Origin of the sequence: Robinsoniella sp. KNHs210 (genome assembly GCF_000686105.1) — a bacterium.
Taxonomy (GTDB): domain Bacteria; phylum Bacillota; class Clostridia; order Lachnospirales; family Lachnospiraceae; genus Robinsoniella; species Robinsoniella peoriensis.
In genome coordinates this window covers 1423555-1444839 of sequence record NZ_JMLZ01000001.1, presented here as the reverse complement: position 1 = coordinate 1444839, position 21285 = coordinate 1423555, and the positions used below count along the sequence as shown (strand labels likewise).

Below are 21285 nucleotides of genomic sequence, written 5' to 3'. Positions count from 1 at the left end.
TTGGAGAAGCTACTTATGTATGAATTTGAAAATATAGCCGATAAACCATTGGCAGAAAAAGTTTCCGATGCAATTATTGAATTAATTATAACGAATAAGATCAAATCAGGTGAAAAGCTGCCCAACGAATTCCAGTTGGCGGAAAGTTTAAAGGTAGGCCGCAGTACAATCCGGGAAGCGGTCAAAATCCTGGTATCCAGAAACATTGTGGAAATACGGCGCGGTTCCGGAACATTTGTCTGCCAGGAACCCGGTGTTGTAGATGATCCGCTTGGCTTTACGTTTGTAAAAGACAAAAAACAACTGGCAATGGATCTGATCTCCGTAAGAATGCTGATAGAACCACAGATGTCGGCGCTTGCCGCCCGCAATGCTGACGAATCTGATCTGCGAGAAATAAGTGACCTTTGTTTAAAAATAGAACAATTAATCAAAAACAACAAAGATCATACCGAAACGGATATTGCTTTTCATGCCAGCATCGCACGTGCCAGCAGAAATATTGTGCTGCAGAGCATTATCCCAATCATCGACCGCAGCGGTATTGATTTTATAACGACCCTTACCCGGCGTATTTTAAAAGATGAGACGATCAAAACCCACAGAAAAATCGTAGACGCCATCCTTAACCATGACGAGCAGGCGGCTTCGAAAGCTATGGTGGAGCATTTGAGCACGAATTTGCATTATATGCAGTTAGAGATAAAAGACAATCACAACATCTAAAAACACTATGGAATAGTACAGATTCGTCTGCAGCTATCCCATAGTGTTTTTAAATGAAAAGATTCTAAATTGAAATACTTCCTCATGGTGGCTATATACTTATTTTCCCGGCGTGGCATGGTAGCGGTGCATGTACACAAACCATGCAATACTTGCGCTCAATAAAGCTGATGAAATCAAAGCGGTAAGGACGCTATAAGTTTGCCAGACAAGTATCGTTGACCAATCGAGTACCAGACATATCATACACAGGACAATCGCTATGGTCAGCAAAACAGCTATTACGAGGATTGTCTTTTTTATCATAGGCTGACGCTCATTCGATTTCTTTCTTCGCAATCCCAAGAGGAAGAACAGAGCCGCTAATATGATAAAAGTAATTGTGACCGCGGACAAAACAATGTCCATAAACTGTGTTCCGCCGATTTCATAAAACTGCGTTAGATTGCCGTCCAATATATCTTTAACTTTAAGCACCAGGCTGATATTGGTATTTACACCATTGGTCAGCAAGCAAATGGCTGTCCGTTCGTCTGGCAGGATGGCTGCTTCCGTTGTGAAGTTGGGATTAACCCCCTGGTGCTCTATAATTGATTGTTCGGCATTTACCGACCAGCCCGCTGCATAATACATACCGTCGACAGCGGGAACAGACCGGTCACCCTGATGTGATTTTTCGATAATCCTGTGGAATATTGCGGGTATATCCTGCACAATTCCCATCTGTATGTCCATCCAGCGAGACATATCTTTCGTACAGGAAATGATGTAGCCGGCGGGTTTATTCCCGGCATAATCCGGCGCATTATATGGAAAAGTCATAAAAAAGGAGGAACGGTAGCCCTGTGCCAGCTGTCCGGTGGCCCTGGCATCCTCCTGATACATATACGTCTGGTTAAGACCTAACGGCTTCAATACCTTTTCCTTCATAAAGTCTTCATAGCGTTGTCCCGACACCGTCTCAATCACTAAACCCAATATATCATAATTCACAGTGCCATAATCATACTGATTGCCTGGTGGAAACGCCAATTCAGCATCTGCAAGCTTTTCCACCGTCCTTCGCAGCATATCCGGCGTATTGCCCTGGGGGATAAGCTGTGTGTGCCTGATATTAACCAGGCCGCTGGTATGGTGAAGAAAGTGATTGAGTGTAAGGCTCTCCATATCAACAATCCTTCCTTCATACTTTAACGTAAACCAAGGTAAATATTTTTGGACAGGGTCCGACATTGACAGCAACCCTTGTTCTTCCAGCAGCAGAATACCCATACCTGTGAAAGCCTTACTGACCGATGCCAGCTCATATAGTGTATTTTCGCTCGCAGACACTTTATTTTCACGGTCTGCATACCCGGAAGAAAAGTAGGACACTTCATCATCCGCCCGTATTGATAGTGACATTCCCGGCACACCTGATATACGGCAGGCATCATCCAGCAACGCTTGTATTTCCGCAGACTGTGCGTCTGGCGCTGCATAACCCAGTGTTGTAAAACCAGAAAATAAGATTAGTATTGTTAATATAAGAACAATTGCCTTTTTCATATACTCTCCCGTTGGGTAAAATACCGTTAATAATGGTATCACCTTTTCACTTAGTGTCAACTTGCCCCAATTCAATCATATAGTCCTGCTATCTCCAGAGCCTTTTCTTTGATCATAGTCCGGGCTTCTTCCGGCTCAATGACTTCAACATATTTCCCATACGACAGCAAGCGGTCAAATAACCAATTATCCAATTCGTTCTGAACCGTTATCATATAGCTGCCATCTGTACATGCTAAAACTTCGTTTTCTGGAACTAGAAAATCATCATATACCCTCCCGACTATTTCCGAGTAACACTTTAATTTTATAGCAGGTATATTGATTTTCTCTTTATAACTATATGCAAATAAATAGTCCGTAGGCAGATCACGTTCAAAGACTTCTGGTGTTACACGGATATGTTTCATTCTTGACAGACGAAAAATGCGTATATCCCGCTTGCCCTGGCAGAATCCCACAATATACCATGCGTGTGATTTAAACACTAACCGCAACGGCTCCACAGCCCTCTTTGATTTTTGTATTTCATTATTAATATATTCAAATGTTATCATGTGCTTGTTGATGATGGCATGCTGCAATTCTGATATACCCACTTTTTGCTTTTCATCACTACCCCAAAATGAAAAATCGACTTCCAACCATTCTGGTTCTAAAACATTTCTAAAAATAGAGCCAATTTTGCTGAGTGCCGTTTCGGCATTCGGATATTTGGAAGCCTGTAAAATCTGCAATCCCTGATATATATTCTGTTGTTCTTCTTTAGAGAATAATGATTTGTTAATCGTATATCCATCTATTAACGATATTCCCCCACCCGTTCCCTTGGAAGATGTTACAGGGATTCCCGCAAGGGTCAACGTGTTTATATCGCGGTATATCGTTCTCGTTGATACACTGAAATGGTCAGCTAATTCTTTCGCCGTGACATGCTCCCGATTGACTATATAAAATACCATCTGCACCAAACGCTCAATCTGCATTACTTATCCCCTTTTTTATATTTATAATATCACACTTCCAAATACTTTTGCACCACAACCTATCCCTCTGGGCAAAAATATGACTTTGTAAACTGAATTATATTCTGGTACTTCGAGTAAATTTGTCCCAAGTTTTTTTTCTAATGCGACAGCTACATGTCGCATTAGGTGTGATACACTAACGAAAAATGAAAGGAGACAAAATATGATGTCGAATACAGTTTGGTTTATCACTTATAAACTAATAGAAGGAGCGTCTGTATCAGATTACTTGCTTGCGTCAGAAAAAACACATAACGAAATTTTATCTAAGAAGAAAGGATTCATTTCTTGGAAGGTACTTGTCGATGGCGATACCTGGGCTGACTTAGTAACCTGGGAAACTATGGAGGATGCTCAAAACGCTGCGAACGATGAAGATAATACGAATCCGGTTTCGCAAAAGTATTATTCTTTCATAGACTTTAGCAGCCTGAAAAGCCAATTTTATTCTGTTGAAAAAAGCTATTAGTATATTTTTCGAATTGATAGAATGAAAAGACAGGGGGATTAAAAATAAAGCACCGCATATTAAAATCATTAAATATGCAGTGCTTTACTATGTAACAAATTTTGTTTTTTTGCTCATTATCCTTTGACGGCTCCAACCATCATACCTTTAATCAGGTTTTTCTGGAAGGTAAGATAGACGATAATAACAGGTAATGCGATAATATTAGATGCTGCAGATATTAACGGTATGTTCTGTGAGTTCTTCCCCCGGAAAAAATCAAGCCCCAGAGGCAATGTCCGCATCGTTTCACTCTTAATCATGATATTAGGGAGCATAAATGCATTCCAGGACCACATAAAGGTGAAGATCAGCAGTGAAATAAGTGCCGGTTTGATAATTGGTGCCACAATATACCATAAAGTCTGCCACTCGTTTGTACCATCCATGCGTGCCGATTCCAATAGGGATGCCGGTATTTCTTTCACAAAACCGCTTAGCAGAAAGGTTCCAAAAGGCACATTCATAGCTATCGTAGGAAGAATAACTGCCCAGTGTGTATTCATAAGCCCCATGGATTTCATATCGTAAAATAACGGTATCACGATAATTTCCAGCGGTATTACAAGTCCCATGACAATTAATGTTTGAAAGAGATTCCGGCCTTTGAATTTCAGGCAGCTCATAGCATAGGATGATAGCAGCGAAAACAAAAGCACTCCTATTACGGAAAATAAAGAAATAAACATACTATTAAAAAGATACTTCGGAAAATGCCCCACTTTCCATGCCTGTATATAATTTTCCCAATGCAGTTTCTGAATATTGCCAAACAATCCCGACTGTACGATTTCTGCTGTTGTCCGCAAAGATGTAATTACAATCAATACGCAGGGAACCAGGGTACATAGGCAGCAGAAACACAATACCGCATATACTGCCGGAGTATAATTTTTCTTCTTCCTCACATCTCTTCACCACCTTTCCGAAACCGCAGAAATCCTTTTGATACCAGCAGAATGAATACAGTCATTATGACAGCAATCGTTGCGCTATATCCGATCCTGTTCTTAACAAATGCTTCATTATACAAATAATAAGACAATACATAGGAACTGTAACCAGGACCTCCCTTTGTCATTTGATATACGATATCAAATACCTTAAACGAATCAATCAGGGCAAACAATAAAAGTGTTGTAGTCGTAAGCCTTACACTGGGTATCGTAATAAAAAAGAACTTCCTAAACGGTCCGCAGCCATCCATGGTAGCTGCTTCATATAATTCCGAGCTGATGCCCTGAATGGCAGCACTGTAAACTACCGTACTGAACCCATATCCCATCCAGATTGACATAACCAGTAAAGAAATCATAACAAACTTTGAATCCCCAAGCCAGGATTGCGCCAAATTGCCCAGTCCGATATTTTCCAACATTTTATTTAGAGGCCCCATTGCCGGATTATAGATCCAGGCCCATATAACTGCTGCAACCACACTGGAAAAAACCTGAGGAAGAAATAAAATCAGCTGAAAGATCTTTCCATGCTTAATATTCGAATTCACCAGCAAAGAGGCCTGTATCAAACCAATAGCAATTGGAATGGTACATGAACACAGCATCCACAAAACATTGTTTTTTGCAGCCTGCAGTACCAGCGGATCTGTAAAAAATTCCTTGTAGTTTGTAAGGCCTGTAAATTCTATTTCTCCTAATCCATCCCAGCTGTTAAAGCTCAGATAAACCGTCTGCAGCAAAGGCCAGCAGACAAAAACAAGAAACAGAATCAATGCTGGTAATATAAATACATATGCCATTACATTTATTTTTTTCTTCGTGTGCGATATCGCTGCTTCTTCCATTACGTTCACCTCTTCTTTCATACTTGTCCCGCATAAATATCGTAATTTTCTTACAATATTTCCAAATAGGCAGTGTGAAAACGCTTTAGAGCATGTCTTAAAATTGCTTTCTGACAGCTGTGCGTCACACTTACTTCTTATTCCATTCCTTTTCAAGGCTTTCACATAATGATTCCGGTGTATGCTGCCCCTGTGTCAGAAGCTGTGTTTCTTTGATCATGTAATCCAGATAGCCGGGCTTCACGTTATCTAAATAGAATCCTATTTTCGCATTCTTTGTACTTTCAGCTACTTCTTTATGCAGGTCTGTGGCCTCCACATCAGATACATCCGTTAAAGTTGCAGGTGTAAAGCTGGCTTCATACCACTTCTTCACAAAATCATCTTCAAAAAATATATCAATCCAATCCAGTGCCGCCGCTTTTTTATTGGTATCCAGATTTGCATTTAATGCCCATGCCCCATCTGTCGCATCGACAATATACGGTTCTGAATCTGCAGAAAACCCTGGAAAAATAAATGCGCCCATATTCAGTCCGCTTGCCTCAAAATTTGCCAGACTCCAATCTCCATCGATAGTAAACGCTGTTTTTCCCTGACTGAAAAGTGCAGGAACATCATCTCCTTTTACCCCTTCAAAGTTCTCTCTGTAATAACCTTTTTTATGCCAGTCACTGATACGGGCAAATGCATCGGTGAATGCTTTTTTCATATTTTCTGAAAACGTTCTTTTGTAATACCAGTCATCAATATCATCTTTGGGCGCAGAATTTAAAATCATACTCTCTGCCGCCCAGATAATCTGATAATAATTATCCCCACCGCATTCCGTCGGGATATAGCCCGCTTCCTTTGCTTTTTGCATGATCACTTCCAGCTCTTCTACAGTCTTTGGCACCTCAGCTCCAATTTCCTTAAAAATATCCTTATTGTAATACACGACAATCGGTGCCATCAGGAAAGACGCACTGTAATATTTATCCGGTGTACGAAGATTATTAAATTCTATAGATCCAGGAACAGATTTGTCAATCCAGCCTCTTTCAAGAACATCATCCGTAATATCCATAAGATAATTGTTTTCCATCAGTGCCTGCTGGTTCAAATCATCCAGGTAAACCATATCATATCCGTCACCAGAACTGAATTCCAGTTTCAATTTCTGGGCATAATCACCGGTGCTCTCATTTACCACCGTTACATTGGGCCACTTCTCATTTAATTTCTGTGCTGCCTCCTCTAACAGTGCTGTTCTCACCTCACCATTCAGGGATGAGGTAAACCGAAGTTCAAAGCTTGCATTATAATCAATGTCCTCTGATTTTCCCGCCTGGCTTTCTGCTCCCCCGCTGCCCTGTTCCGCCTTTTCTTCCTTTGTATTCTCCTGCTGCTTTTCTTTATTCCCAATCCCCATACATCCCGTTATCGTTCCTGCTGTCATGCATACACATAATGCTGCCGCAATTATTTTTTTCCTCATACTCTGCTTCTCCTTTTACGATCTGCTACATTCCATAATATCTCCGCTATAGGGTACTTTTTATATAAGCCTTGTTCACTTCCCAAAGTTCATCTACAATATTTCTTGCAGCATCTGTGCTGTTTATAACCGGATCGGCTAAGAGTGCCTGATAAGCCATCTCTTTGTCACCGTACATTGAAGCACGGACAGCCATTTGCTGTGCCCCTACCTGAAGAGACAGCAGCGAGCAGATGTTCTGAGGCAGTTTGCCGATATGTACCTTATGCACTCCATCTTTATCCACTATAATTGGAATCTCTACAGCCACATCTTCCGGCAGATTTGTAATTGCTCCGCCATTATATACTACTGCTGATGGAATATAGGTTCTCCTGCCGGTATGAAGGGCGGTAATTACTTCCATTGCTTTCTCTCCCGATTTTACCAGCCACTTTTCTGCCCCGGCTTCTCCTCCTATTACTTCACGGACATCCTTTTTCATCCGGATGCGATCCTGCTCATCCTGATCAAAATCATAGCCTTCCATACCTGCCTCATACCCATACGGGAGATATTCGCCCAGATGATCATCCGAACAGGTGGGCCAAATTCCCACTGCACGAAACATTTTTCGGGTAAACGGCTGAAATCTGCTGTCATAGCTTTTCTCTTTTTCCCTTAATTCTTCATACAGATCTTCTCCGCTCTCCCTGTCACGAATGCTAAGAAGCCATTGGAAATGATTCATTCCGGCTGCAGATACTTCAACACTTTCTTTTTTCCTGCCCAGTACTTTACTCACATCTTCCTGCGCCATGAAGATTCCATGGCAAAGACCAATACACTTAATCTTGGTATACTGATTAACCGCCAGTACAATTCGGCTTTCCGGATTGGAAAAATTCAAAAACCATGCATCGGGGCATAACTCCTCCATATCTTTACAGATTTCCATGATTAGGGGAATTGTACGCATTCCAAAAAACAGAGCACCGGGACCTCCATTTTCACCAAGACAATGCTTGATGCCATATTTTAAAGGAACCTGAAAATCTTTTCGCCAAAGCTCGCACCTTTCAATAGCCAGACTGTTTACCACATAGTCTGCCCCCTGCAGCACATCCCTTCTGTTTACCGTCTTTTCAATCTTAAGCTCCATACCTGATGCCTCATTCATTTTCAATGCCAGCTGATACATTCTTTCCAGGTTCTGTTCGTCAATATCCACAAGCGAAAGGGTGCTTTGCGCCAATTCTCTGGTGGTAAAGAGATCCTTGAATGTGGGAATCCCAAACGACATACTGCCTGCTCCAATAAATACAATTTTTGCCTTACTCATAATGATCCTCCTTATTCATATGCTTTTGTTATCATTGCTTTATAATTTTCCCAGGAAATGTAATTGGGAATACTATTTCCGGACCCCAGTGCATATCCTCCCCTGTTAAAAGTACGTTCCAGCATTTCTTCTGAACGCCTTCCTATCTCATGCGGTGAAGCAACGGATAAAAAATGAACGTCAATTCCCCCCAGAACCGCGATATCCGGATATAAATCTTCGTATGCCTTTTCTACGGGAATAATATTATCTTCATAGGAGTGCCTACCATCATATCCCATATGCTGGATAATATCCTCTATCACTCCTTGATATTGCCCACAGGAATGCAAAATAGCATATCTGCCTCCGGCATGTGCCATACATACAATTTCTTGATGCCATGGAAAGAGATATTTTCGATAAACTTCTATAGGCAGCAGCGTCTGTGTGTTAAATCCCCAGTCATCCCCGACCACCACCCCTTTAATATGGGGATTCTCCAGCATTTGGCGGTAATCTTCCACCGTACGCTTACCTACCTGTTCAAAAATATCAGCAGCCAAAGTTTCATCATCATAGAGCATGTAACAGAGATTCTCATAACCTACCAGCTTTATGACACTTTCCAGGGGTCCATCACTGGACCAGGCTAAAAATTCCATTCCCTTTGGCAGATATTCTGCCAGTTTGTCTACATATGTATAGTCATAATCACCCGCTGACGGCCAATTGTACTGGTCAAAAGATTTTCTGTCTGTAATAACCGCACCATCATTTAAAGAAAAAGACTTTTTCTCCAGCTTATTATTTGCGATAAATGCAAATTCCGTGGGCATTATTAACGAATAATCGTAGCCCAGGCTATCATAAGTTTCAATCAGCGCAACATCTTTTTCCAGCTTGTTTTTCCCTGCTAAATGTCTTCCTGAAACTTTTTCAATAATTTCATCGCATACAAATAATTCAAACAGCGTAGGTCTTTGTGGTTTCTTCTTTTCTAAAACCAATTCCAGATTGCGAAAGTCAGGCTCTCTCTTGGGAGGTCTTATCATGACTTCTCACCTCCTTTTTCCATTGACTGATATAAGATTTTAATTCATCCGGGGCTGGACTTTTTCCATTGACTACATAAAAACCGCTGGTAGCATTCGCTGTTGCCAATGCCTGCTCAATATCCATATTCATCATGATTCCATATACCAGACCTGCGTTAAAGTTATCTCCGCCCCCTGTGGAAATCAGAGGTTTGTCAACATATTTATTCGCAATATAATACGGTTCCCCACCTGCAAAAGCATATGCTCCATCCAGTAAGTGCACTACCAGATATTGAATCCCGCAGTAGTTTCTGATCACTTCTCCCATCTTTTCAAAATCTGCTTCCTGTAACTCCTCCGGCATTGTGTTGCAGATGGTTTCCATTTCATTTCTATTCAAACTCATGATTACATCAAAGTAAGATGAAAATTCCCGAACCAATTCCAACATTTCGCCGATATCTTCTTTACTTCTTCTGGAGCAGTCCGAGATATCAATAAAAACCGACTTTTTTTTCTTTTCAGCCACTTTCGGAAGTATATTTTTCAATATCCCTTTCCAGATTAACGTTCCTCCCGCCATCTCGCTCCAGTTCATAAAAGCCAAAACATCTGCTTCTTCTAAATACATTGAGAATTTTTTCTCACCTATACGGCTTATTAGAACCTCATAATCCAATTCGTTGATATCTGAATTTTCAGCCAGCATAACTTTACCGTCCTGAAATTCTAATGCCGTACAGTGTCCCGGGTTTGTAATACTCACTATTTCTACATTGCTGTTTCCATTAGAAAATACCTCCTGCACTTTAGGATATCCGAAAGCGCCTACACATTTGCTGCTTATGCCAAAAGCCGCCAGGGCTTCGGCAAAAATTATGGTGTTTCCTCCAACCTTTTCTGTAATTTTCTGCAATTCAATCGAACAGCTTTTACTCGCCTTGGTCTTTAAATAGCTTCCAAACTCCGAGATGGTTTCAAAATACTTCTTTTGATCATTGATTCCGGAGCGTACAGGTTTTACAAGCAAATCTACATATCCGTCAAAGCCGGCAAAGACTTTCCACTGAAAATGTCCGTTCGTTTGATTTTCCAGACAGGATTCTACACTGTTTAATACTTTTTCCATTTAAGGATTCCTCCTTTCTTTTTCATTAATTAACTAACTTTGTTAATTAATTCCATTTATAGAAAGTTATACTCCTTTTGGAATACAACTTTTTATTATAATACTTCAACCTGTTTTGGTATGTGTTTCCCAATACCAAAATAGATTAATCAGACTCCAATGTTAATAAGTCAATTATTTTTTTCTTTGTGACCATGGATGCAATTCCAATCAGTCCGCTGTCAGATGAAGTTTGAAGGCGGATAGAATTCCCGATTACTGACATCTGATCTACGTGCCTCTTCACTTCAGTTAATAATTCTTCTCCCAGAACTTCTATTACAATACCCCCCAAGACGATATTTCCACAGTCCAAAAGCATGGTTGTATTGTTTATGCATAGCGCAATGGGAAGTGCCACATATTCTATAAGTTTCTTTTTTGTATCGGAATCCAGCCCGCTGCCATTACTAAAATCCACTCCGAACTTTTCTTCCAGTACCCGATAGCTGATTTGGGATTCCAGCCAGCCGGCATTTTTCTTTCTTTCAATATTATCACCAAGGAAACAGATATAGCCAATCTCTCCGCACATATGATGTTTTCCTCTGCGAAGCTGTCCATTTAGAACAATGCCCGCGCCCAGTCCGGTTCCAATAGAAATAAATATCAAGTCTTCCTTTTCACTGTATCCAGCCCTTTGAAACTCTCCCAGTACCTGAGCATTTGCGTCATTTTCTATCATTACAATCGCATCGTATCTATCTTCTAATTTCTTTATTTCATCTCTGATCACAAGGGGTTCATTTACCTGAATCAGCGGCGCCGTTATAATCGTGCATTTATTTTCATCATATGCTACCGGAAGGGCAATTCCTATTCCAAATAGCTGGGATTCCGAAATTCCGGCTTCTTCTAAAAGCTGCATGACAAGTCTATTCAGAATTTCCGGCATGATAAAGGAGAAGTCCGGAGTTATTTCCATACTTTTTTTATATATGATACGCTCTGCTAAATCTACCACGCCCATACTTAAAAAATCACCTTCCAGGAAAAATGCTGCAACATACATTAATCCGGTATTCAACTTCAGCATACGTGGCTTTCTTCCGACAGAAACTTCACTCTGGCTGAAATCTCCCTGTCCCACTTCTATGACAAGCTTTTTTTCTATTAAGAAATTAACAATTTTAATTACTGTAGGGGAGCTGATTCCCGTCAGCTTTGCTAACTCCGCTTTCGAAGTGGTTTCTTTTTCTTTAATAATCTGATATACAATCTGCCGATTCATATCTTTTAAATGAGACGGTACATAATTTTTCATTTCACATCACCTTCATTAACTAACTTTCTTAATTAATTGTATATTATGACTACTATTTTGTCAATACTAAATTTAAATTATAATATTTTCACAAAAACTGTTGACTTTTAATCAAAGAAATCATATAATCCAATTAATTAAGAAAGTTAGTTAATTATTATTAAGGAGGTATTTATTCATGAGAAAAATCATTTCCAGCATCGAGGTTCTGTCTCCCACTGAGATCCAGATGATCCATGACTCTTCAATTCAAATTTTAGAGACCATTGGAATCCATGTTCCCTGTAAAGAAGTACTGGACCTCTGTTCTGAATTGGGCGGGAACGTGGATTATGAAAAAGAGATATTGCGTATTCCAGAAAATGCGATGGTGACAGTATTGGACACGATCAAAAAACGCAACCAACAGTCTTTTGAAACGGAATCATTAAAAAATGATATCCAGGCACATATTTCCACACAGGTATTTTATACAGATTACAATACGAAAACCAGCCGTTATGGAATCAGAAAAGATAATTTAAAGGGGTTTGCCCTGCTTGAGCACCTGGAAAACTTTCCATACTCCAGTCCTGTAGTTGTTCCTTCCGATGTTCCCGATCAGATATCGGATCTGATTAATTATCAGGATATCTATAAATATTCCAGCAAACCAGGCGGAACTTATGTTTTGACTCCTTTGTCTGCCAAATACATACTGGAGTTGAATAAGCTTATGGGTAAAGAAAGCAATTATCTTCTGGAAACGATTACTCCGCTTTCCTTCAAAAAAGACACCCTGGAAATGGCTCTTTTATTTGCCAAAAATGGCGGATCACTTTCCCTGGGTCCAATGGGCATGAGCGCTGCCACTTCCCCTGCATCGATCGCAGGAACTTTGACTCTGGAAAATGCTGAGATAATTGCAAGTATGTTTATTGCTTTCGCGTTAAACGGGCAGATATCTAACTATAGCGCTCCTGTACATTCGATGGACCTCAAAACCACACTTTGCTCTTTCGGCAGTCCAAACCAGGCATTGTTCGGCATTGCGGTTGGACAGATGTCGCGATTCTATGGGGTCACCGGCATGTCTAATGCAGGCCTTACCGATGCTCTCATGCCTGATTTTCAGGCTGGTATTGAAAAGGGCCTTACTGCAGCATTTAATTTTCTTTCCGGAACCCGTTCCATGGGCGCACAGGGCATTGTGGGAGCCGACCAGGGTATCAGTCTCGAACAGCTGGCATTGGATAACGAATGGATTAATTACTACAATTATATCACGAAAGGATTTGAGGTATCGGAAGATAGCATCGGTCTGGATGTAATCCGTGAAGTAGGTATCCGCGGTAATTTCCTGTCCGAAGAACATACTTTAGACTGGATGCATGAAAGTTACCTCCAGCCTGGGATCTTTTTAAGGGATAACTGGACGAACTGGACTGGCGGATCTCAGAAAGAACTGTTGGAACGCGCCCATGATCTGGTTGAAACAGCTACAGATGGATATCTGAACCGGGAGCCTGTAATATCAGAATCTCTCTGTGAAGAAATAGACCGTATTATCGCTGATGCCAGGGAGGAAATTCTATGAATATAGAAATTTTTGACTCCTACGCGGATATGTGCCGCAGAACTGCGAAGGATATACTGGCAGATCTAAAAGATAATCCCCGGCAATTACTTTGCATCGCTGCCGGTCATACTTCCCTTGGATTATTCCGGGAATTGGTTCAGGCATATAAAGAAGGCAGGGCTGACTTTTCAAAAGCATCCTTTGTAGCAATGGATGAATGGCTGTATATGTCGCCGGACACCAAAGACAGCTGCGGCTGCTTTCTTAAGGAGCATTTTTTAAATCATGTAAATTACCATCCACAAAATGTACGCTTATGGGATGCATCAAAAAAGGATATGGCTACTGAATGCAATGAAATCGAAACTTTTATCAAAGATCATTCCTGTAATCGCTGCATTGACTTTTTGATCCTGGGTGCCGGCATGAATGGACATCTGGCGCTCAATGAACCGGGATCAGATTTATACGGAAGGGCACATGTCTCATCTCTGGATCCCATTACCCAGAAAGTTGGACAGAAATATTTTGAAGGTGATGCAGTTTTGCAAGGAGGTGCCACTTTGGGCATACAAAATTTCCGGGAAGCGAAACGCTGTATCCTTATGATTAATGATTCTCACAAAGCCGGCATCCTGTATCAGATAATGCAGGCAAACCAAAGTGATCCCGCTATTCCCGCTACCGCCATTCTGGAATTTGAAAATGCTTCCCTTTACTGCGACCGGACTGCTGCTTCTAAATGGACAGCGCATTAATTATATGATCATGAACGAAAAACAGGGAAGCCAGACTGATTTCTCAGCGTCTTCCCTGTTTTCATTATTTTAGGAGTTATCTTTGTCTGACATGTGCTTCTTCAGCCATACGATTTTATCTTTGTCTGGCATGTACTTCTTCAGCCATACGATTTTATCTTTGTCTGGCATGTGCTTCTTCAGCCATACGATTACAACTGTGTCTCTCCGTTTGATGATACTTCGGTTTGTGTTTCTTCGTTTTGTGTCTCTTCATTTTGGTTTTCTACATTAGGAACCTCTTCCCGGATTACATCTTCCTGTACTTCTTCTGCTTCTGTAGAAACCTCAGAAGCGTCTTCTGTTACTGGTGCTGACCTCCGGTTTACATTTTCTTCTTCTACCACAAGGGTAATTTCACCGAATACACTCTGATCTGCATTTGATACCGCTGATATGACTACGGTTCCTGCACCGATTCCTGTTACGACACCGTCCTGGGATACAACTGCTACATTTTCATTATCTGATGTCCAGGTAACGGATTTGTCTACTGCATCTGTTGGATTTACAGATGCATTCAGAGACAGAGTGGCATTTACGTAAAGCTTCGTAGAGCCGCCGGATGTAACTTCAACTGCACTTGGTTTTAACTCAACAATTGTCAGATCAATGGATGCCTCTTTACCGGAACCATCATTTGCCGCTGCCGTGATTCTGACACTTCCTGCTGTCAAAGGTGTAACCTTTCCTGTACTGTCAACTGTTGCAACACTTACATCACTTGAGGACCATGTAAATGTCTTTCCTGTTGTAAGCGCTGGTGTTACTTCTGCGGTTAACTGTACTGCGTATGGGCTTCCACCCTTTCCTGCCGTCTTGGTTCCTAATGCAATTGCATTTGCATCAACGCCTTGTGGTGTCTTTATTTCTACATTCTGAATCTCTTCTCTGCCGGTAACAGTTATAATAACTCGCTGATAGTAATTTAAATTATGTGCACCATTGTCAGTTACCTGTATTACCATATGGATGGTATCGCCGTTCTGAGCATCTTCCGGAATCACAAAGCTTGCCGTATCGGTATTTTTACCTGTAACAGACATATTGCCGTCTGCAGTACCATCATAAGTATCCGCTTCATAATACTGCCACCATTTGTAAGTCAGTTTGTCACCATCAGGATCAGAACCTTCTGCGTGGAGTTTGAGACGTTCTCCAGGTGCTGCACTCAGATCAATTCCTTCTTTTACGCTTACGGAAGGCATATGGTTAGCATCAGCATAATCAGATGCTATACACCAGTCTGCACGTGCTGCGAAATCGCTCTGAATATCATTGAACCATCTGGTTAAGGTATATGCGGTGTCTTGGCTGTTGGTATAGATGTTGTAATCTTTTACTGTGTTTTTGTATGTTCCGTCTTCCATGACTCCAAATCTTCCGCCCCAGCCTCCATAGGTTGGATCTTCTAAGCTTCGAAGTCCTGTGTCAAGCAGGTAGAAGAAGGATGGTGAATCACCTTCTGATATGAAATCATAGCGGTTATACTGAGGATTCTTTAATAAATAATCTTCTGATCCTCTCTGTTCGTTTGCATCTTCACCTTCTAAGATCGTGCCATCGCCCATTAGTTTATAATTTGCAAGCAATGCTCCATGTCCGGTCTTAATGTTATTGTAATACCAGTCACCCTGGAGTTTTGCTGTCAGCGGTTCTGCTACACGTTTCCACATATAAGCAAACTGCCAGAAGTTTCCGCCGTCATTGATGACTCTGATTCCAGGCCATTGTTTTGCAATGTAATCTGAATAAGTAGCATCCTGATTCAGAATGATATAAATTACGGCTTTGTCATATATTTTCTGCTGGATTTCATCCCACTGGTCGGTTCCTTTATACTCTTCTTCGATTGATTTTAAAGCTCTTGCCGTGGTATTTGTTCCGCCCCAGGTTTGGATATACAGGGTACGATCGTCATCATCCAGAAGAATATCTTTCATAAATTCTGAACCTTCTGTAATTTCTTCCATTTCTCCCACGTTCTTGATATTACCAATCTTCAGAATACTCTTTAAATATTCCGGAGCCGGGAAATCCGGTGAATGTACTTTCAGATTCTCATATACTTCTTCGTAATCATCTAATACTTCGCCTGCCCATGCTGTTCCGGTCCATCTCTTTGGTGCAATTCCCTTGTCAGGATCACCTGCGTAGTGGTATGTGGAGCTGCTCAAAATCAAGCCTGCTATATCCATTTCGTTGGAGTAAAGCATCAGACGCATAAAGGAATCCATGTCATCCACTTCTCCATCTGTTGTTACAATCGTTCTTACTTTACTGCTGTTTGCATCATCTTTTGCTCTGGTCACTTTTATTTCAAATGTTCCCATTACAGTTTTATCAATCTGAGAAACAGCTGTTATGTTTGCTGTACCAAATGATACACCGGTTACCTGTCCTTTATCTGTAACAGTTGCTACTGCTTCATTATCAGACTTCCAGGTTACATTTTTATTGGTTAATGTTTCCGGCAATACTACTGCATTCAATGTTACCTTATTTCCAACTTCAACTTCTGAAGCGCCTTCTACAGTAACGCTTTCTACTGCTTGTGCACCCTCTACAGTGATCAGTATTTCCTGATAGTGGGACAGGGAATGTGTTCCATTGTCCGATGCCTGTACTAAGATGATCAGTGTATCGCCTTCTTTTGCGTCTTCCGGTACGGTGATGGTTGCCATATCTGAGTTGGCTCCCTTGATGTAAATGCCTTTATTCGCTTCCGGTTCCACATAAGTATCTGCTTCAAAATACTGTGACCATTTTACGGATACATAATCGCCATCCGGGTCACTTGCTTCTGCGTGGAGTTTCAGAGTTTCCCCTGGTTTTGCGGTGAAGTCCAGTCCTTCTTTGATGGAAAGGGTCGGTGCGTGGTTTGCATCTTCATAGTTCGGTGTGATACACCAGTCTGCACGGGTTGCAAATTCATGCTGCAGGTCTGCCATCCAGCGCCAGTCAGAATTTACCTTCTTATCCTGTAACGGATCATAATCCTGTACTGTCTTGTACCAGTTGAGCTGCTGTCCCTTGGAGTTCTTCATGCTGGTATCCAGGTAATAACGTCCGCCGTAGCTTCCGAATGCCGGGTCTTCCAAGGATCTTAAGCCTGTATCCATCAGATAGAAGAAGCTTGGTGAATCCCCTTCAGAAAGGAAATCATACCGCTGGTATTTCATTCTTCCCCACCAGTTTGTGCTGTCCAGCATGTCTTCATTGGTACCGAACTGGCTGCCGTCTTCTTCGCCGTCTAAGTATGTGCCGTCGCCCCAGGTTACATAATTGTCTAACAATGCGCCGTGTCCGTAATCGAGATTTTCTCTCATCCATGCTCCGGACAATGTTCTCTTGCCTTCACTGTCTACGCTGCCTGCTGTTTTTGACCAGGAATATCCGTATGTGGTTCCGCCTCCTACATTCAGGAATGGGATCTCCGGCCATTCTTCTCCTATATATTCATCATAGGTCTGATCCTGTTTACCAAATGCACAGATCATTGACTTATCTACAATCTTTTCACGGATTGCTGCCCATTCATCTGTACCTTTATACTTTTCTTCAATACTCATAAGCGCTCTGGTGATGGTGTTTGTTCCGCCCCATGCCATGAGGTACAGCTTTCTTGGGTCGTTATCCAAAAGGGCTTTTTCTACTAATTTTGAACCTTCTGTTTCATTTTTCACTTCGCCTTTATATCCGATATTTCCGATTTTGATAATGCTGCGGATATATGCCGGTGTGGGGTAATTCGGGTCATGGGTACGCAGATTTTCATATACTGCTTCATAGTCGTCTGCATATTCATTCATCCAGTCTGTTCCCGGCCAGCGGTACTTGGTCTGGGAAGCTGCATCTGCCACATCCGGATCACCAATCCAGTGGAACTTTGAACTTGTCTGGATGATTCCCTGGAAATCAATTTCATTTGCGTAAAGCAGAGCATGCACTAAGGAGTTCTGGTCATCTACTTCCGCATCCTGTGTGATAATGGCTCTTGGATTCTGGTTTGCAGGGTCATTAGCCGCCCTTGTCACCGTGATTTCAAATGTTCCTGTGATTGTATTATCTACTTTTGAAACTGCGGTAATCGTAGCGGTTCCAACGGATACGCCGGTTACCTGTCCTTTGTCTGTAACGGTTGCTACTGCTTCATTATCAGACTTCCAGGTTACATTTTTATTGGTTAATGTTTCCGGTAATACTACTGCATTCAATGTTGTTTTACTTCCAGCCTGAATTTCGGAATCTCCGTTTACTGTAACGCTTTCTACCTGCTGTGCGCCTGCTACAGTCAGGATTACACGCTGGTAGTGGTTCATATTATGAGCGCCGTCGTCAGTAACCTGAACTACCATATGGATTGTATCGCCGTCTTTTGCATCTGCGGGTACCACAAAGCTTGCAACATTTGAATCTCCACCGATAATTTTGAACTTGCCGTCTTCTGTTCCTTTATAAGTATCTGCTTCATAATACTGCCACCACTTATAAGTTAACAGATCACCATCCGGGTCTGCACCGTCAGCATGTAATTTTACTCTTTCTCCCGGCTGCGCCGTCAGATCAAGCCCTTCTTCAACGGTTACGGTTGGCCTGTGATTTGCATCGCTGAATTCATCTGCTACACACCAGTCGGCTCGTGCCGCAAAATCACCCTGGATATCATTGAACCAGCGGGTAAGTGTGTATGTTTTGTCTTCTTTCTGGGTGTAAATATTGTAATCTGATACCGTATTCTTATAGGTGCCGTCCGCTTCTACACCGAATCTTCCGCCCCAGCCGCCATATGTCGGATCTTCCATACTTCTAAGTCCGGTATCCAGCAGATAGAAGAAGGATGGTGAATCTCCTTCGGAAATAAAATCATAACGATTATACTGCGTATTTTTGATTAGATAATCTTCACTTCCGCGCTGCTCATTGGCATCTTCGCCTTCAAGAATAGTTCCGTCACCCATTAATTTGTAATTTTCAAGTAATGGACCATGTCCTGTTTTGATATTGTTATAATTCCAGTCGCCCTGGAGTTTTAGTGTCAGCGGTTCGGGAACACTCTTCCACATATAAGCGAATCTCCAGAAGTTACCGCCGTCGTTGATTACTTTAATACCGGGCCAGTTTTTTGCAATATAGTTGGAATATGTAGCATCCTGGTTCAAAATAATGTAAATAACTGCTTTGTCATAAATCTTCTGCTGGATTGCTTCCCACTGGTCTGTACCTTTATACTCTTCTTCAATTGATTTCAGAGCTCTTGCAGTGGTATTGGTTCCGCCCCAGGTCTGAATATAAAGTGTTCTGTCATCGTCGTCTAACAGAATCTCTTTCATGAACTCTGAGCCTTCCGTGATTTCATCCATCTCGCCTACATTCTTAATGTTACCGATTTTTAAAATGCTTTCCAGATATGCCGGGGTTGGATAATCTGCTGAATGAACAGTTAAGTTTGAATATACTTCACTGTAATCTTCCAGAACTTCGCCCGCCCATGCAGTGCCTGTCCATCTCTTAGGGGCAATTCCCTTATCGGGATCTCCGGCATAGTGATAGGTAGAGCTTGTAAGAATCAATCCGGCAAGGTCCATCTCGTTGGAATACAGCATCAGACGCATGAAGGAATCCATATCATCTACTTCACCATCTGTCGTTACGATGGTACGTACTTTGTCTTTGTTTGTTACCTCAACTTTAAGTTCTGCCTTTTTATTACTTCCGTCTGTCGTTTCAACGGTTATAACAGCAGAGCCCTGAGCTTTGGCTGTAATCACGCCTGTTTCTGAAACTTCAGCCGCATTGCTGTCAGATGAGGTGTAACGCAATGTCTGATTAGTAGCATTGGCTGGTGTTATATTTGCAGTTATTTGCTTTGCTTCACCGGGTGCCAGAACCAGATCATTTTCCACTACTGCCAAATCTGCAATTTTAACTTCCATGTCAGAGACGCTGACACGTACAGATGCCTGTTTATTGCTTCCATCCTGGGTTGTTACCGTAATTACTGCAGAGCCTTTCCCCTTAGCTGTAACCGTTCCGTCAGAAGATACGGATGCTACATCCGGTGCGGAACTGGTATAGCTTACATTTTTATTTGTGGTATTAGCCGGTGATACGACTGTCTGTAATTTTTGGCTGGCGCCGGTTTTAAGGGCTAATGTATCAGGAGTAACTGCTACATTTGCAGCCATAACCGGATTAACCGTTACAGATACTGTAGAGGATTTTTTACTTCCATCCTGAGCCGTTGCTGTAATTGCTGCGGTACCTGTTGCTTTAGCCGTTACAACTCCGGCACTGGATACGGATGCTACATTCTCATTTGAAGAGGTATAGGTAACGTTCCGATTAGTTGCTTTGGCTGGCTTTACGGAAACTTTTAACTGCTTCGCCATACCGATAGACAAGGATACCTGTGCCGGTTTTAACGTCACTTTTGTAACCGGAACTGCACTTGCCGTAATTTTAACCGTTGCGCTCTCTTTACTTCCGTCAGTCGCTTTAATCGTAATTTTTGCAGTTCCTTTGCCTTTTGCAGTTACAACGCCTTTGGATGTAACCGTAGCTACCTTTTTATTAGAAGTAGAGTATTTCAATTTCTTAACTGACGCATTTTCAGGAGCTATCGTAGTTTTAATTGTAAATTTTTTACCTACTTTTAAAGTTTTGCTGGAGACTTTAGGTGTGATTTTCGTAATATAAGTAGGTTTTTTTACAGTAAAATTGCACTTTGTTGACAGGGTTTTCTTTCCAACCTTCGCCGTTGCCTTAATTGTCGCGGTACCTGGTTTTACACCTTTTACCAATCCGTCTTTGGTAACAGTTGCCACTTTTTTGTCAGAGCTTGACCATTTAATTTCAGCTTTAGCACTTGCAGGCGCTTTTACTACCTTCAGCTGCTTTGTCTGTCCTTTATATACGGACGCTTTAGCCGAACTCATAGTAATCTTTTTCAGTTTAGAAGATGCTGCCTGGGCTTCCATGGGATTTGTATACACCACTGAAGAACACACCATTGCAGCTGCCAGTATACTGGCAATTGCTTTTTTAAACTTCATTCCTTTCCC

General features: G+C 41.6%; 14 protein-coding genes. 4 read left to right on the top strand and 10 right to left on the bottom strand.

The window, feature by feature from the left end; all coding sequences use genetic code 11:
- Positions 1-15: 15 nt before the first annotated feature.
- Positions 16-726, top strand: a complete 711-nt coding sequence (locus tag CD03_RS0105595) for a FadR/GntR family transcriptional regulator (protein WP_027292785.1) — start codon at positions 16-18, stop codon at positions 724-726.
- 99 nt (positions 727-825) lie between these two features.
- Here the strand turns inward: CD03_RS0105595 and CD03_RS0105590 are convergent, their stop codons facing one another.
- Both CD03_RS0105590 and CD03_RS0105585 read right to left on the bottom strand, forming a co-directional pair.
- Positions 826-2274: a serine hydrolase domain-containing protein gene (locus CD03_RS0105590; protein ID WP_027292784.1), complete on the bottom strand. Its 1449-nt coding sequence runs from the start codon at positions 2272-2274 to the stop codon at positions 826-828.
- 71 nt (positions 2275-2345) lie between these two features.
- Complete coding sequence (locus tag CD03_RS0105585) at positions 2346-3260, bottom strand: helix-turn-helix transcriptional regulator (RefSeq protein ID WP_027292783.1); 915 nt, start codon at positions 3258-3260, stop codon at positions 2346-2348.
- A 205-nt stretch (positions 3261-3465) separates the two neighbouring features.
- On the opposite strand from CD03_RS0105585, the gene CD03_RS0105580 reads away from it, so the two are divergent.
- On the top strand, positions 3466-3771 hold the full coding sequence (locus CD03_RS0105580; protein WP_027292782.1) for a hypothetical protein: 306 nt from the start codon (positions 3466-3468) through the stop codon (positions 3769-3771).
- A gap of 116 nt (positions 3772-3887) precedes the next feature.
- On the opposite strand, the gene CD03_RS0105575 is transcribed toward CD03_RS0105580, so the two are convergent.
- The 7 genes from CD03_RS0105575 to CD03_RS0105545 form a co-directional block, all read right to left on the bottom strand.
- Positions 3888-4718: a carbohydrate ABC transporter permease gene (locus CD03_RS0105575; protein WP_027292781.1), complete on the bottom strand. Its 831-nt coding sequence runs from the start codon at positions 4716-4718 to the stop codon at positions 3888-3890.
- A complete protein-coding gene (locus CD03_RS0105570) occupies positions 4715-5635 on the bottom strand; it encodes a carbohydrate ABC transporter permease (RefSeq protein ID WP_081820128.1) in 921 nt (306 codons plus the stop codon). The genes CD03_RS0105575 and CD03_RS0105570 overlap by 4 nt, the downstream gene beginning before the upstream one ends.
- A gap of 109 nt (positions 5636-5744) precedes the next feature.
- Entirely contained in the window at positions 5745-7094 is a 1350-nt protein-coding gene (locus tag CD03_RS0105565; protein ID WP_027292779.1) for an ABC transporter substrate-binding protein, read from the bottom strand.
- Between the two features lie 46 nt (positions 7095-7140).
- Positions 7141-8415, bottom strand: coding sequence for a family 4 glycosyl hydrolase (locus CD03_RS0105560; protein WP_197041630.1), 1275 nt, complete (start codon positions 8413-8415; stop codon positions 7141-7143).
- 11 nt (positions 8416-8426) lie between these two features.
- Positions 8427-9449 carry a uroporphyrinogen decarboxylase family protein gene (locus CD03_RS0105555; protein WP_027292777.1) on the bottom strand — a complete coding sequence of 341 codons (1023 nt, stop codon included), beginning with the start codon at positions 9447-9449 and terminating at the stop codon, positions 8427-8429.
- On the bottom strand, positions 9421-10563 hold the full coding sequence (locus CD03_RS0105550) for a PfkB family carbohydrate kinase (RefSeq protein WP_027292776.1): 1143 nt from the start codon (positions 10561-10563) through the stop codon (positions 9421-9423). Before CD03_RS0105550 ends, CD03_RS0105555 begins: the two co-directional genes overlap by 29 nt.
- 145 nt (positions 10564-10708) lie before the next feature.
- The gene (locus tag CD03_RS0105545) at positions 10709-11866 is read right to left on the bottom strand and encodes an ROK family transcriptional regulator (RefSeq protein ID WP_027292775.1); all 1158 of its coding nucleotides are present in this window, start codon (positions 11864-11866) and stop codon (positions 10709-10711) included.
- Between the two features lie 178 nt (positions 11867-12044).
- On the opposite strand from CD03_RS0105545, the gene CD03_RS0105540 reads away from it, so the two are divergent.
- On the top strand, positions 12045-13442 hold the full coding sequence (locus tag CD03_RS0105540) for a trimethylamine methyltransferase family protein (protein ID WP_027292774.1): 1398 nt from the start codon (positions 12045-12047) through the stop codon (positions 13440-13442).
- Positions 13439-14182: a 6-phosphogluconolactonase gene (locus CD03_RS0105535; protein WP_027292773.1), complete on the top strand. Its 744-nt coding sequence runs from the start codon at positions 13439-13441 to the stop codon at positions 14180-14182. Before CD03_RS0105540 ends, CD03_RS0105535 begins: the two co-directional genes overlap by 4 nt.
- A 191-nt stretch (positions 14183-14373) precedes the next feature.
- Here CD03_RS0105535 and CD03_RS38215 read toward each other — a convergent pair whose 3' ends face one another.
- Positions 14374-21276, bottom strand: a complete 6903-nt coding sequence (locus tag CD03_RS38215; RefSeq protein WP_052377688.1) for a nucleoside hydrolase-like domain-containing protein — start codon at positions 21274-21276, stop codon at positions 14374-14376.
- Positions 21277-21285: the final 9 nt, after the last annotated feature.

Excerpts from the sequence above, each read along its gene's own strand:
- CD03_RS0105565 (WP_027292779.1), bottom strand. The coding sequence starts at position 7,094 with ATGAGGAAAAAAATAATTGCGGCAGCATTATGTGTATGCATGACAGCA.
- CD03_RS0105540 (WP_027292774.1), top strand. The coding sequence starts at position 12,045 with ATGAGAAAAATCATTTCCAGCATCGAGGTTCTGTCTCCCACTGAGATC.
- CD03_RS0105585 (WP_027292783.1), bottom strand. The coding sequence starts at position 3,260 with ATGCAGATTGAGCGTTTGGTGCAGATGGTATTTTATATAGTCAATCGG.
- CD03_RS0105560 (WP_197041630.1), bottom strand. The coding sequence starts at position 8,415 with ATGAGTAAGGCAAAAATTGTATTTATTGGAGCAGGCAGTATGTCGTTT.
- CD03_RS0105535 (WP_027292773.1), top strand. The coding sequence starts at position 13,439 with ATGAATATAGAAATTTTTGACTCCTACGCGGATATGTGCCGCAGAACT.
- CD03_RS38215 (WP_052377688.1), bottom strand. The coding sequence starts at position 21,276 with ATGAAGTTTAAAAAAGCAATTGCCAGTATACTGGCAGCTGCAATGGTG.
- CD03_RS0105550 (WP_027292776.1), bottom strand. The coding sequence starts at position 10,563 with ATGGAAAAAGTATTAAACAGTGTAGAATCCTGTCTGGAAAATCAAACG.
- CD03_RS0105580 (WP_027292782.1), top strand. The coding sequence starts at position 3,466 with ATGATGTCGAATACAGTTTGGTTTATCACTTATAAACTAATAGAAGGA.
- CD03_RS0105570 (WP_081820128.1), bottom strand. The coding sequence starts at position 5,635 with ATGAAAGAAGAGGTGAACGTAATGGAAGAAGCAGCGATATCGCACACG.
- CD03_RS0105545 (WP_027292775.1), bottom strand. The coding sequence starts at position 11,866 with ATGAAAAATTATGTACCGTCTCATTTAAAAGATATGAATCGGCAGATT.
- CD03_RS0105590 (WP_027292784.1), bottom strand. The coding sequence starts at position 2,274 with ATGAAAAAGGCAATTGTTCTTATATTAACAATACTAATCTTATTTTCT.
- CD03_RS0105595 (WP_027292785.1), top strand. The coding sequence starts at position 16 with ATGTATGAATTTGAAAATATAGCCGATAAACCATTGGCAGAAAAAGTT.
- CD03_RS0105555 (WP_027292777.1), bottom strand. The coding sequence starts at position 9,449 with ATGATAAGACCTCCCAAGAGAGAGCCTGACTTTCGCAATCTGGAATTG.